We start from the raw sequence: 13,544 nt of genomic DNA on the forward strand, positions 1-13,544 counted from the left end.
AAGAAGCTTCTTGGAAACAAGGAGCTTCTTTATATTTACGCTAAAAATACCACTTATGAATATTGCTACAATCAACAATAGTATACAGCCTCAAAAACAAATATTATTAAAGCATTCTCTCTACGAAAAAGTAAAAACGATTGAAGACCTACAATGCTTTTTAGAAAATCATGTCTATGCTGTTTGGGATTTCATGTCATTATTGAAAGCTTTACAAGCTAAATTAACTTGTACTACAACTCCATGGTTTGCAACTCCTAATCCAGAAACAAGATATTTAATAAATGAAATTGTTGTCGCAGAAGAATCTGATTTAACATTAGATGGAAGACGCTCTAGTCATTTTGAGATGTACATAGAAGCAATGGAATCTTGCGACGCAGACACTTCAGGCATTAAAAATTTTCTAAAAGAGGTAGCATCGTTGCAAAATATATTTGTTGCCATTAAAACCAGTAATTTACATCCAGATATAAAAGCATTTTTAGACTTTACTTTTAGAGTCATTGAAGAGGGTAAATCACATGAAATTGCCGCTGCTTTTACTTTTGGAAGAGAAGATCTAATTCCTGCAATGTTCACTGAAATCTTGAAGAATTTTCAAGCTAATTTCCCTGCAACTGATTTAAGTAAACTGATCTATTATTTTGAAAGACATATTGAACTAGACGCTGACGAGCATGGGCCAATGGCAATGAAAATGATAACAGAGTTGTGTGGAACAGATGCACAAAAATGGTCAGATGTTGAGGAAGTTTCTAAATTAGCTTTAGAAAAGCGAATTGGTTTATGGAATGCTATCGAAGAGCTATTAATGGCAGCAAAAATTGTAACAACTTAAAACTGCAATTTGCGTCTCTTCTTAAAAAAAATAAAATTATAAGTCCTGAATAATAATCAGGACTTTTTCATTAACTTTCTGGTGCTAATTCTAGCTCTAATCCCTCAAGACTTTCAGTAATTGGAATTTGGCAACCCAATCGGCTATTAGATTTCACGAAAAAAGCTTCCGACAGCATAGCTTCTTCATCGTCGCCCATTTTTGGTAAAGCCACATCATTCACAACATAACACTGACAGGAAGCGCACATCGCCATTCCACCGCAAGTTCCTACTGTTCCCTCTTCTGCTAATTCATACATTCGAATTAGCTCCATGATATTCATATTCATATCTGTTGGCGCTGCAACTTCGTGAGCTATTCCGTTTCTATCGGTAATTTTTATAGTAATATCTTGTGACATTATTTTTTCTTGTTCTTTTTTAATTGCTCTATGTCAGCTAAATCGTTATAAAGATCTGTAGCTGTTTTATTAATTATTAAATCGTCAAAATCCGTGTTAGAAATTTGTCATTTATCAACTTCAAAATTATTTCGTTTTCTAAAATATTCCTAAATTTTAATCTGTCAACAATTGTAATAATTTCTATTTTAGAAAGTTCTGACCTAATTACTCTTCTTGAAAAATTAGTACTGAAAATTCCTCATTCACTTTTGCTGACTTTTGATTGTTTCGTTCGATCTATAGGTACATCTTTCCAGTACTTCTGACATATCCATCCAAAGTTAAATCGTTACCTCCAACTAAAATAAAATCAATTTATTATTTTTCTAAAACTGATAGGAAATCTAAAAAATCAATATTAAATAAATTATTTGACCTGATTTCTTACTAGAGTTATGCTTCTATCCACTTTCTACACAAAGGAAGAATTCATTATAAAACATACCTCATTTAATCTTTCTATTGGCGTTTTATTAATCTAGCAAAAACCATAATTATCTGTTTGTTAAAAGGTAGACATAAACACCACAATCCTTTCCATTTTAATCCTATCCATTAGATCAATTACTACAAAATATTTGTAACCGTTTCTATTTGTGGTGCAAATTTTTTAATAGTTGTTTCAACTCCTGCCCTAAGCGTCATTTGGTTTACGCTGCAACTGGTGCAGGCTCCTTCCAATCGTACTTTTACATGTTTCCCATCTTCAATGGAGATAAGTGAAATATCACCGCCATCCGAATTTAAGAAAGGTCTAATTTCTTCGAGTGCTTTTTGAACTTCTGTGGTTAATTCTTCTGTTGTCATATCTTTTGATACTATAAAAATTAGAAAATGTGTTAATTTAGGTAATGAGATAAAATTCTTTTAGTATGTCATTCTACAATCCATATTTCTAATTCTCTTATTTTTTTCTGATTTTCTAATTTTTTTTAACTGCTGAGCAACCTGCCATAGTGGTGATTTTAACAGCTTCCGTAGCTGGTAGATTTTCATTTCGATTTATCACCTCACGCACTACATTTCTTGTAATTTCTTCAAATACTTTTTGTGTAACAGAACCTGTTTGCATTGCAGCCGGACGACCAAAGTCTCCTGCTTCGCGGATAGACTGTACAATAGGCACTTCTCCAAGGAAAGGCACATCTAAATCATCAGCTAAATTTTTAGCACCTTCTTTTCCAAAAATATGATATTTATTATTAGGCAGTTCCTCTGGTGTAAAATAAGCCATGTTTTCGATAATTCCTAAAACGGGAACATTGATGGCATCAGACATAAACATCGAAACTCCTTTTTTGGCATCAGCCAGCGCAACCGCTTGTGGTGTACTTACAATAACAACACCTGTAATAGGTAATGCTTGTACAATAGATAAATGGATATCACCAGTTCCTGGTGGAAGATCGACTAACAAAAAATCTAATTCACCCCAATCAGCGTCAAAAATCATTTGGTTTAAAGCCTTTGAAGCCATTGGACCTCTCCAAATAACAGCTTGACTAGGAGACGTAAAAAAACCGATAGAAAGAATTTTCACTTCGTAACTTTCCACTGGTTTCATTTTAGATTTACCATCAACTACAACTGAAATTGGTTTTGCACTTTCCACATCAAACATGATAGGCATTGACGGACCATAGATGTCAGCATCTAAAATTCCAACTGAAAACCCCATTTTAGCTAATGAAACAGCCAAATTTGCTGTAACTGTTGATTTTCCAACTCCTCCTTTACCAGATGCTACTCCTATTATATTTTTTATTCCAGGAATTGCTTTTCCTTTTATTTGATTTGGATTTTCTGCTGCAACAGCTTCCACTTTTATATTTACTTTTACGATAATATCTGCTGAGAATTTTTCGTGAATTAATTTCTTAATATCATCCTCAGCCCTTTTTTTAATATGCATGGCTGGAGTTGCTATTACTAGATCAACTGTAACTTCGTTACCAAAAATTAGTACATTTTTGACAGCACCACTTTCAACCATACTTTTACCTTCGCCAGCGATCGTGATTGATTCTAAAGCCTTAAGGATTTCTTTTCTATCTAATTTCATTTTTAGTCTACTTTTTAAACTGATATTCGAGTCCAGAATATTATCTTTATTTAAACTGATTTCAGATTACAAAGATAACAGATTATGTTCTTAAAATAAAGGAATTAGATTGGATTTGTTGATGCGAGAATTGCCAATGATTATTTGTATTTTTTTTTGAAAGACAAAAAATTTAACCTTTAACACAATTTAAAATTGAGTTTGATTTCAAGCTAATAATAGATACTAAGATTTTAAAATTAGCTATTGAAAGTTTATTGCAATTTGGAAGTTATTACAATTATTTTTCTAAAAAGTAGCTGTAACATACCAACATCTTCTCTTTAAAGTTTTAGACCTCAACTTTCGGAATCCAAAAAACCACTTCAAAGTCCTTTATTTGATTATCAATAACAACTATCCCTTCATTCTCTAATAATTGTTGCATTAAATTTGTACCGTCAAAATGTAGTTTTCCGGTGAGTAAACCATTTCTATTTACAACTCGATGCGCTGGAACATCTTCTAAATGATGTGATGCATTCATCGCCCAACCCACCATTCTTGCAGAGCGCGCGGTTCCTAGTGCTTTTGCAATAGCGCCGTAGGAGGTAACTTTACCGTATGGAATTAGTCTAACAATAGCGTAAACACGCTCAAAAAAATTATCATTTTCCATCTTTCTAAGTCATAACATAAATTTCGATAACATATTTATTAATCCTTACTTGAGGTAGTACTTAATAATATTGATTAAAGTAACAACAGCGATTACTCCGGTGATGCTACCTATAATTGTATTCATGTTACGCATAAAATAATCCGTTTTTCCTTGAATTTTTTGAAAGAAAGTAATATAAAAGTAAAAAACTAAGAAAGAACCGAGAACTACTCCTGTTACGAAAATAATTACATGACTAATGTCAAAATAAAATAAGTTGTAAGAAGCTAAAGTTATACTTACAAAAACATAATAGGGAATTGGGAAAAAATTAAGCACCGACAGTAGCATTCCTAAAAAAAAACGCGTGGAAGTGCTCCTTTTCTTTATTTTACCTTTTATCTTCTTTGGTTTCTTTGCAATAAATAGAAAATAAATGGAAAGTATAAGAAAGATGCCAAAACCTACTTCCCTCAACAAAACAATCACATTAGGATGCTCTTTTATAAACTGTGCAAATAAAATCGCTAATGCAGCTTGAAAAAAAATTACAATCACAGCACCTAACACAAACCAATAGGCACTGCGTTTTCCTTCCTTGAGATTCACTTTTGCAGCGGTCATATTGATTAGTCCTGGAGGCGTAATCCCTATTACAGCAGTGAGAAAACCTAAAAACAACGAAACAACTAAATTTATTGTCAGCATGCGAGTACTATAAAATCATTCGTCATATATAAAACTACTCTTTAATCCTGAATCGAATATACGTAATTGCTTTATTTATTTCTAAATATTGTTTTTCATAGAATGTCTGAAAAGCAGTAACTTCCTCTGGACTTCCCTCATTTACATAAACATTGTGATTGGCATAGAGAACTTCGTGTCCTTCACCATGTAACAATCCTAATGTGTAACCATGCATAAATTCGCTATCTGTTTTTAAATTTACAACACCGTCTTTTTTGAGTACTTTTTTATACAATTGTAAAAACTCTGAATTGGTCATTCTATGTTTAGTACGTTTGTATTTTATCTGTGGATCGGGGAAAGTAATCCAAATTTCATTTACTTCATTCTCTGCAAAAATGTGATTAATTAATTCAATTTGAGTACGGATAAAAGCGACATTAGTTAAGCCATCCTCCACGGCTGTTTTAGCACCTCGCCAAAAACGAGCTCCTTTAATATCAATCCCTACAAAGTTTTTATTGGGATATTTTTCGGCTAGACCAATGGAATATTCGCCTTTTCCACAACCTAACTCGAGCACTAGTGGATTATCATTTTTAAAGAAATCATCATTCCATTTTCCTTTTAACGGAAATAAATCTCCCACAACTTCCTCTCTTGTTGGTTGGAAAACGTTATCAAATGTTTCGTTTTCTTTAAATCGTTTTAATTTATTTTTACTTCCCACTTTTTAAAATATTTTTGTTGCCGACTGTTCAATCTTTCATTTCAGTTGACAAAATTAATGAAATATATAAGACGGAAGTCAATCAAGGAAAAAACCTTGCTATAAACATATTCAAGTTGGCAACTTCACCTATTTTTACCTAAATTCTCCAAAAAAAAATTAATTTACATTGATAGCTTCATATTAATTATCGATAAGATAAGGCACCTGAATAAAAACTCTGAATAAGTAGTAATACACATATTAGTTAGAACAAAATTTACTTTATGCTTTTAATTTTTTATTTGCATCTTTCTAATAATAGCATCCTCACTATTACTTTTAAGTTTTATGATCTCACTTGAATTTTCATTAGGCACCGTCATTGACAATACATATTGTTTAATTTTCCATTCTTTTCCTTTTTTAACTAAAACTCCTGAACCACGACAAATTTTCATTTGTGTATTCAACAATTCATCAAACCAAGCTAGGTTTCCCGTTTTATCAAAAAAGATATGACGTTCTAATGTTGTAAAACTCCAAGCTTTTCCTTTGTCAAAATGAGGTTTAGCGTAGCTTTGAAATGCTTCCTTATTCCAATTTTCAGTTGCATCTGTACCAATGAAAACTGCATCAGCAGTCATTAAATTAAAATAATCATCATAATTAGCAGTTGCTGCGGCCACGTGCCAATCATCTATAGTTGAATTCACATTTTTTTCAGCGTTTACAGTCTTTAATTCAATGCTTTTACAACTCCATAAAGATAGTAGAACCAGAAAAATAATAATTTTTTTCATAGATGTTAGGTTTTATTGGTGATTTTTATTCCATCTTATTTTTATTTTACCTTCTTTATCAACTGCTAATAAATGCAGTACAATTCCATTCAAACGCTTTTCAGCTCGCTCCTCTTTGTCGACAATCAATTTATCATTCTTTGGGTTTCTAAGCGGAATTGTTATCGCTAATTTTGTCCCTCTTCCAAAGGAATAAATACCATTGACATCAATATTTAAAATATTAGAACTTACCTTTAACTCATTCACATTTATTAATTCTCCTTTAATTATAAAATTTCCAGATAAATCTCTAAACTTTATATTATTAACATCTCTAAAAGGGAAAGCAAATTTAGCAATATTTGTAATTGGTTTAAATTCAATTAACGCTCCTTCTTTTACTTTAAATTTAGCTTTTCCTAAAAGAGAATTAGTTTTCAACGCCCCACCTGAAAGCAATTTACCTTCTATTGTCGCATCCGCCGTCAGAAATCCTTCTAAATTTGAAGGTTTAAAAGATTCGATTCCAAAATTATTTAATGAATATAAAAATTTTGATATATCAACTTTCTCAATTTTTGTAGTTGATTTAAACATAAAATTTTCTCTTTCAGGAGTTAATTTTCCATCGAATGTAATTGTTCCCCCAGAACTATTTACAATGCCATTTTTTACAATTAACTCATTATCCTTTAGCAAAATTAACACCTTAGCAGCGGTCGCTTCTAACTTATTATAAACCATTTTGTCTGCTTTAACATTCAGCACCACTTGACATTTTTTTATTGCTTCATAAAGTTCATCAGAGAAATCATCTTTTGAATTTGATTGGTTCTCTTTTTCAGCACTTGAAATCGTAATACTATTCACAACTTTTTTCACATCAAGAAAGGGTGCATATATATTCCAATCAACTACCATGTCTTTTGGATTTTTATAGTATAAGGTTAAAAAATTATCTATTTTTCCCTCCATAAAAACACTACTCTTATTATCCTTAAAAGTAATTTTTTTTATTAAAAGCGCTTGTTCCGTAAAATCTAGTTCGACATTCGTTTTTACAAAACTTATATTTCTTGGGCCATATTCTGCTATAGCATCCTTCACAGTAACCTTTCCTGTAAAATATGGTTTGTCAATTTTTAAATTAACGATTCCAAATCTAAAATCAAAATTTACTTTGGCTTGGCCACTACTAAAACGAATTAATTTCTCTGATACAATTTTATTCAATCTTGAAACATCAAAGTTAGAATTAAAAATTCCAGAGGCTGTAGTCTTCTCCAAATTAGCGATTTTGCCTACTGGAATCGAGAACGGAATTGTTTTGTACTTTCCAGTAAATTTCGTTAATGTAATTGTTGAATTGATATCATTACAGCCCGCTTCTTTTTTATAATTATTAGTAAAACTGGCGTCAAAACTGCAATCTGTTATAAGTCCGTCTGGAATGGTAAGTTCATTCTCTTTGATTTTTGTAAATACATTAATTTCTGGGTCGCCTGTTTTGCTCATATCCCCTATTATAGTACAACCGACTTTTATTGGATTTTTTAGATTAAATTGATCAACTTTAAGACTAATGTTATTGCTTAACAGAGCGGAAGCGTCACGCCACAAAATTTTAGTCGCAATAGCAATATTAAATGGCGACACATGATTGTTTAGGCTGAAATTCGCTCTTATATCGAAAAAATTATTCCCAATAGATAAACTTTCGGTTATTATGCTTATCTCATTTTTAACCTCGTTAAATGCTACTTTTAAAATACCGACAACCATCTTATCTTTTATAAAACTACCTCTATCAGTGTTGAAGGCCATATTTTTTGCGACGGTTTTGATATATAAATTCGTATGCCAATTATCATTTTGAAAATTTATAATGCTACGAAGATCAATTTTATCAAAGTCAAATAATTTATTTACAAGTTGATTTTCCGAAATGAAATGAACCTCACTTAAATTTATTTCATGAACTGAGGAAGTAGTTGAACTCTTAGACTTGTCATTCTTTGGCTTATTTTTAAAAATATTAGTATTTGTAAGTCCATCTTTTCCTTTATATAAATGTATTGAAGCGCGATGAATATCAATTTTGTCAATGTTAACTTCATTTACTATTAAATCTATAATATTAATACGAACATCGATTTGCTGCGCTTTCAACAACGTCCTTTTATGTTTAGTCCATAAACTATCTTTTAATTCTACTTGAATTAAGGCCAAAGTCATATTAGGAAAACCCTTTAAAAACTTATAATTAACATCATTAATATGTATAGTGCCTTTTATATTGTCATTAATTTTAGCATTAATTTGAGTCACTATTTTTTCTTTATTAGATATAAAATAAGCGGCAAAAACTCCAGATGTAATCAAAAGTAGAACGAGTAAACCAGCAAAGAAAAATAGTACTTGCTTAAGAATTTGTTTGATATTTATGCTTTGACTATTATTCCTGAATCGTTCTAGAATTAGCTTCATCGTTTAGAATTTAATATTTGTCATACAAGATAGTTCAATTAATCAGTTATCAAACTTATTGGCTCTGAGTAGCTTCTTTCAGAATCGCAATAAAGCTCTATTTTTTGTTTGTAGAAGAAAGTATAAGCTTTATTACCTTTAAGGTGTCGATGCTATATCTACTATTTATTTTATCATTATTCTAATGCTAATTTAAAATAACACTTTCTTTGATCTTGAACCAAAAGTCTGATATTATGAACGTTAATCATTTACATAATAGAAGTTTAATATTCCAAAATTTTTAGATAGATAACAATTCCAAAATTGATAAAAACGAACTATTACCAGTGTCATTATTGTATAAACCTTTAATTATAAAACAATTATTAGCAACTCGAAACAATAATCTAATATTATTTTTTGATCTTTGAACTTTCCTATTTATCCTTTTTTAAAAATTATAATTTTTGCATAATTGTTTTAATGTACTTTTGCTAAATTGTTTGAAAATTCTCAATGTATTAATATTTTGGTTATGAAAAAATTCTCTTTGGCCATTATTATGTTAGTCACTTTTCTATTATTCTCTCTTAGTTCTTGTAAAAAGAAAAGCGAAAGCGTGAGCGTAGCTACTCCTATCACTGCAAACAAACCGGAGGTTGTATTTGACAGTATTCAAATTCATAAATTTTTTGAAAAGTATCCTGACTTAAAAGCCTATCGTGTTGAAGTAGAACAATTATATAAAAAACATCAGTTTCATTATATCTGGTTTGACAAAGATGGTCTTAACGAATTTTCCGGCTTGCTTTACAATAAAGTTAATAATTTAAGTGCTGATGGAATAGAAACAACCATTCCTTACAAAGAGAAATTTGATTTTATTTATCAAAATCCTTTTAAAAATCAAAAAGCTAGCGTTGATACTGAGTTGCTAAGTTCCTCACTTTATTTCTTTTACGCAAAAAAAGTGTATGACGGAATTGACACAAACAAGACAACCGATTTAGAGTGGTTTTTACCAAGAAAAAAACAAACTTATATTCATTATTTAGATTCTTTACTCGTTAATCCATCACTAATTAATAAAGAGGAAAAAGGTGTCTTAAAACAATATTACTTATTGAAGCAGGCTTTGCTTCAGTACCAAAAAATAGAAAAAAAAGGAAAATTTGAAACCATTGCAGCAGATCCTTTAATAAAATCTTTTAAGCCCGCTGATAGCTCTTCTACTATTGCCCAAATTAGAAATTATCTCTTTCTTAATAATATGTTAGATTCAGACTCTAAAAGTTCTATTTATGATGAGGCTTTAGAAGAAGCAGTTTTAAAGTTTAAAAAGAGTATTGGACATATAGCAAATCCAACTATGTTACCTCAACATATCGCCTATATGAATGTTCCTATTGCGCAACGAATCAAAACAATAATGGTCAATATGGAACGCTGTAGATGGATTTCAAATGACATAACGAAATCTAAGGAATTGATTGTTGTCAATATTCCAGCTTATGAATTAACATTTTTTAGAAACTCTAAAGTAGAGTTACGCTCAAAAGTAGTTGTAGGCAAAGCAATGAACAAAACAGTTATTTTCAGCGCAGCTATGAAATATATCGTTTTTAGACCGTATTGGAACGTACCGGCCAGCATTTTGAAAAGGGAAATTTTACCAGCGATCCAAAAAAATCCAAACTACTTGCAACAACATAATATGGAATGGAATAATAATTCAGTGAGACAAAGACCAGGGCTATCAAATTCATTAGGATTGGTAAAATTCTTATTTCCTAATTCAAATGCTATCTACCTTCATGACACCCCTTCAAAAAGTTTATTTAGTCGAGAAAATCGCGCTTTTAGTCATGGTTGTATTCGTGTGGCAAAACCAAGAGAACTTGCGGCAATAATTATGAAAAATGATGCAAAGTGGAACGAAGAAAAAATAAACGCAAAAATGGATAGCGGAGATGAATATTGGTATACACTCAAAGAATCAATTCCTGTTTATATAGGCTATTTCACTGCTTGGGTCGATACAGACGGCATATTACATTTTTATAATGACGTTTATAAAAGGGATGAAAAATTAGCAGCAGTACTTTTTGAAAATAAAATAGAAGAGCCTGTAAATTAATTTATAACTCATAACTGTATTAAATAAAAAATGACACTATCTATTAAAAGATACTGTCATTTTTTTATTTTTCAAAATGGTCTATTTTAATATGTTTTCTTTTTTTCAAAAGTAGTTTCCAACACTTTTTTAATTTTATCTAATGCACCCTGAAAGGCTTTCTCAGTCGTATCAGCAAAATTCGTTACTGCTACTGGTTGCATATTTACTGGCCGCGCTTCAATTAAGCAACGTTTGTCATTAGTTCCTGATTTATCACTGTTTTCGTCACCTAAATGAACTTCTAAGCGTGTAATTTTATCCTCAAATCTAGCTAACGCTGTTCCTAATTCTTCAGATATATACGCTTTTAATCTTGCGTTACCTTCTACATTATTGTCTGTGTTGATTTGTACTGTCATATCTAATTTTATTTATTGATTGTCTTTCAAATTTAGCTAATGAAGTATGAAAAAACGACTCTGTTAGTAAAACATTGTGAGTTTAAAAAGAACCTATTTTCCTTTAAAAAGAGTTTAGTTACACGCTGAACTTTTTAAGGCACTAACAAAAAACGCTACTCTCTCGAATAGCGTTTTCTAAAAAAAATATTTTTCTAAATCAGAAGATCAAAAAACTTTTAAAAACTATTGCTAGATGATTACTTCATCTTAGGTAAATCTACTACTTTCATATTATAAAGCGTGAAAGCTTGAATATCAACGTTTTCCTGAATTGTTGCTGCTACTGATTTACCTGCACCATGTCCTGCATTAATATCAATACGAATTAACACTGGATTTACTCCTATTTGTTTTTCTTGTAACTCAGCAGCAAATTTAAAACTATGTGCTGGTACAACTCTATCATCATGATCACCTGTAGTAACCATTGTAGCAGGATACTCAACCCCATTGCGAATGTTGTGTACTGGGGAATAACCTTTTATGTAACTAAACATTTCCTTGCTATCTTGAGATGTTCCATAATCGTAAGCCCAACCTGCCCCTGCAGTAAATGTGTGGTACCTCAACATATCCATAACCCCAACTGCTGGCAAAGCTACTTTCATAAGCTCTGGACGTTGAGTCATTGCTGCTCCTACAAGTAAACCACCATTAGATCCACCACGAACAGCAAGAAAATTTGAAGAGGTATATTTTTGAGCAATTAAATATTCAGCAGCTGCGATGAAATCATCAAATACATTTTGTTTTTGCATTTTTGTTCCTGCGTCGTGCCATTTTTTCCCATATTCACCGCCACCACGTAAATTTGGTACAGCATATACTCCTCCATTTTCCATCCATACAGCATTAGCAATACTAAAACTTGGTGTCAAACTCACATTAAATCCACCATACCCATAAAGCATCGTTGGGTTTTTCCCATCTAATTTCAATCCTTTCTTATGCGTTATAATCATTGGAATTTTAGTTCCATCCTTTGACGTATAAAACACTTGTTTGGACTCATATAATTCACTTTCAAAGTCAACCTTTGGTTTTTGGTACACCTCAGAAACCCCTGTAGCTGGATTGAATGAAAAAGTCGAACCTGGTGTGATATAATTAGTAAAAGAGTAATAAAGTGTTTTTTCCTTTTTCTTACCGCCAAAACCTCCTGCCGTTCCTATTCCAGGTAACTTAATTTCGCGAACTAGTTTTCCAGAATAATCGTATTGTTTTACTACAGATACGGCATCTTTCATATAATTAGCAAAGAAAAAACCGCCACCTGTTGAAGGCGATAATACATTTTCTGTTTCTGGAATAAAATCTTTCCAGTTTTGCGGTGTTGGATTATTCACATCAGCAGTAACGATGCGCTTGTTAGGTGCATTTAAATCTGTTTCTATAAATAATTTTGACCCTTCATTTTCAATAACACTATTATCACTTTTGAAGTTATCAACTAGGGTCACAATAGGACTATTAGGTTTAGTCAGGTCCTTAATATAGAGTTCATTTCCATAAGTCGAATTTGCAGCCGTAATTACAAGATAACGATCATCTTCAGTAACTCCACCGCCCACATAACGACGCTTTTGATCTGCACCAAAAATAATTTGATCTTGTTTTTGTGCCGTTCCTAATTTATGGAAATACAACTTGTGTTGATCAGTCTTAGCCGATAATTCACTTCCTTTTGGTTTCTCATAACTGGAATAAAAGAAACCTTCATTTCCTTTCCACGATACGCCGCTAAATTTCACATCAACAATGGTATCTTCCATAATTTTTTGAGAAATCGCATCCATTATGATCACTTTTCTCCAGTCGCTTCCTCCTTCTGATATAGAATAAGCAACTTTAGAACCATCTCTAGAAAAATTTATTCCACCCAGTGAAGTTGTTCCATCTTTAGAAAAAGTATTTGGATCTAAGAAAACGCTTTCCGTTCCACTTTTATCTTTTCTGTACAAAACCGATTGGTTTTGCAATCCATTATTTTTATAATAATAAGTAAAGTCACCTTCTTTAAAAGGAGCACTTATTTTCTCATAATTCCATAACTTTTCCATTCTTGCTTTAAGAACGTCACGAAACGGAATTTGAGCTAAATAACCGTAAGTAACTTCATTTTGAGATTTAACCCAATCACCAGTTTCAGCTGATTTATCGTCTTCAAGCCATCGGTAAGGATCAGCAACTTTTGTATCAAAATATACATCAACAGTTTCCCCTTTATTTGTAGTGGGATATGTGATTGGTTTTGGCTCTTTCGTTTGTCCAAAACTCACCATCGCAGAAGATACAGCCATTATTAAAAAAGTTTTTTTCATTA

At 31.6% G+C, this 13,544-nt stretch carries 12 protein-coding genes; 2 read left to right on the forward strand and 10 right to left on the reverse strand.

What is annotated here, in order from left to right; all coding sequences use genetic code 11:
* Nucleotides 1–55: 55 nt before the first annotated feature.
* Nucleotides 56–841, forward strand: a complete 786-nt coding sequence (locus BUA99_RS03700) for a DUF3050 domain-containing protein (protein ID WP_072988413.1) — start codon at nt 56–58, stop codon at nt 839–841.
* 70 nt (nt 842–911) lie between these two features.
* Here BUA99_RS03700 and BUA99_RS03705 read toward each other — a convergent pair whose 3' ends face one another.
* The 8 genes from BUA99_RS03705 to BUA99_RS03740 all read right to left on the reverse strand — a co-directional run bounded on the left by BUA99_RS03705 (nt 912) and on the right by BUA99_RS03740 (nt 8,659).
* The gene (locus tag BUA99_RS03705) at nt 912–1,244 is read right to left on the reverse strand and encodes a 2Fe-2S iron-sulfur cluster-binding family protein (protein WP_072988416.1); all 333 of its coding nucleotides are present in this window, start codon (nt 1,242–1,244) and stop codon (nt 912–914) included.
* A 609-nt stretch (nt 1,245–1,853) separates the two neighbouring features.
* Nucleotides 1,854–2,093: a NifU family protein gene (locus BUA99_RS03710; protein ID WP_072988419.1), complete on the reverse strand. Its 240-nt coding sequence runs from the start codon at nt 2,091–2,093 to the stop codon at nt 1,854–1,856.
* 115 nt (nt 2,094–2,208) lie between these two features.
* On the reverse strand, nt 2,209–3,348 hold the full coding sequence (locus BUA99_RS03715) for an Mrp/NBP35 family ATP-binding protein (protein ID WP_072988421.1): 1,140 nt from the start codon (nt 3,346–3,348) through the stop codon (nt 2,209–2,211).
* A gap of 331 nt (nt 3,349–3,679) precedes the next feature.
* The gene (locus BUA99_RS03720; protein WP_072988424.1) at nt 3,680–4,006 is read right to left on the reverse strand and encodes an MGMT family protein; all 327 of its coding nucleotides are present in this window, start codon (nt 4,004–4,006) and stop codon (nt 3,680–3,682) included.
* A gap of 45 nt (nt 4,007–4,051) precedes the next feature.
* Complete coding sequence (locus BUA99_RS03725) at nt 4,052–4,696, reverse strand: LysE family transporter (protein ID WP_200778636.1); 645 nt, start codon at nt 4,694–4,696, stop codon at nt 4,052–4,054.
* A gap of 34 nt (nt 4,697–4,730) precedes the next feature.
* On the reverse strand, nt 4,731–5,408 hold the full coding sequence (gene trmB, locus BUA99_RS03730) for a tRNA (guanosine(46)-N7)-methyltransferase TrmB (protein WP_072988426.1): 678 nt from the start codon (nt 5,406–5,408) through the stop codon (nt 4,731–4,733).
* A gap of 272 nt (nt 5,409–5,680) precedes the next feature.
* Nucleotides 5,681–6,190, reverse strand: a complete 510-nt coding sequence (locus BUA99_RS03735; RefSeq protein WP_072988428.1) for a nuclear transport factor 2 family protein — start codon at nt 6,188–6,190, stop codon at nt 5,681–5,683.
* A 12-nt stretch (nt 6,191–6,202) separates the two neighbouring features.
* Entirely contained in the window at nt 6,203–8,659 is a 2,457-nt protein-coding gene (locus BUA99_RS03740) for an AsmA-like C-terminal region-containing protein (protein WP_072988431.1), read from the reverse strand.
* Nucleotides 8,660–9,176: 517 nt separating this feature from the next.
* On the opposite strand from BUA99_RS03740, the gene BUA99_RS03745 reads away from it, so the two are divergent.
* The gene (locus BUA99_RS03745; protein ID WP_072988434.1) at nt 9,177–10,778 is read left to right on the forward strand and encodes a L,D-transpeptidase family protein; all 1,602 of its coding nucleotides are present in this window, start codon (nt 9,177–9,179) and stop codon (nt 10,776–10,778) included.
* An 86-nt stretch (nt 10,779–10,864) separates the two neighbouring features.
* On the opposite strand, the gene BUA99_RS03750 is transcribed toward BUA99_RS03745, so the two are convergent.
* Nucleotides 10,865–11,179 (reverse strand): HPF/RaiA family ribosome-associated protein, encoded by a 315-nt coding sequence (locus BUA99_RS03750; protein WP_072988436.1) that lies wholly within the window; start codon nt 11,177–11,179, stop codon nt 10,865–10,867.
* A 239-nt stretch (nt 11,180–11,418) separates the two neighbouring features.
* Nucleotides 11,419–13,521: a prolyl oligopeptidase family serine peptidase gene (locus BUA99_RS03755; protein ID WP_394333238.1), complete on the reverse strand. Its 2,103-nt coding sequence runs from the start codon at nt 13,519–13,521 to the stop codon at nt 11,419–11,421.
* Between the last annotated feature and the right edge of the window lie 23 nt (nt 13,522–13,544).

Source organism: Flavobacterium segetis, from assembly GCF_900129575.1.
Lineage (GTDB): Bacteria > Bacteroidota > Bacteroidia > Flavobacteriales > Flavobacteriaceae > Flavobacterium > Flavobacterium segetis.

Coding starts and splice junctions, on each gene's coding strand:
- BUA99_RS03755 (WP_394333238.1), bottom strand. CDS start 13,521: ATGGCTGTATCTTCTGCGATGGTGAGTTTTGGACAAACGAAAGAGCCA.
- BUA99_RS03745 (WP_072988434.1), top strand. CDS start 9,177: ATGAAAAAATTCTCTTTGGCCATTATTATGTTAGTCACTTTTCTATTA.
- BUA99_RS03705 (WP_072988416.1), bottom strand. CDS start 1,244: ATGTCACAAGATATTACTATAAAAATTACCGATAGAAACGGAATAGCT.
- BUA99_RS03710 (WP_072988419.1), bottom strand. CDS start 2,093: ATGACAACAGAAGAATTAACCACAGAAGTTCAAAAAGCACTCGAAGAA.
- BUA99_RS03700 (WP_072988413.1), top strand. CDS start 56: ATGAATATTGCTACAATCAACAATAGTATACAGCCTCAAAAACAAATA.
- BUA99_RS03740 (WP_072988431.1), bottom strand. CDS start 8,659: ATGAAGCTAATTCTAGAACGATTCAGGAATAATAGTCAAAGCATAAAT.
- BUA99_RS03735 (WP_072988428.1), bottom strand. CDS start 6,190: ATGAAAAAAATTATTATTTTTCTGGTTCTACTATCTTTATGGAGTTGT.
- BUA99_RS03725 (WP_200778636.1), bottom strand. CDS start 4,696: ATGCTGACAATAAATTTAGTTGTTTCGTTGTTTTTAGGTTTTCTCACT.
- BUA99_RS03720 (WP_072988424.1), bottom strand. CDS start 4,006: ATGGAAAATGATAATTTTTTTGAGCGTGTTTACGCTATTGTTAGACTA.
- BUA99_RS03715 (WP_072988421.1), bottom strand. CDS start 3,348: ATGAAATTAGATAGAAAAGAAATCCTTAAGGCTTTAGAATCAATCACG.
- BUA99_RS03750 (WP_072988436.1), bottom strand. CDS start 11,179: ATGACAGTACAAATCAACACAGACAATAATGTAGAAGGTAACGCAAGA.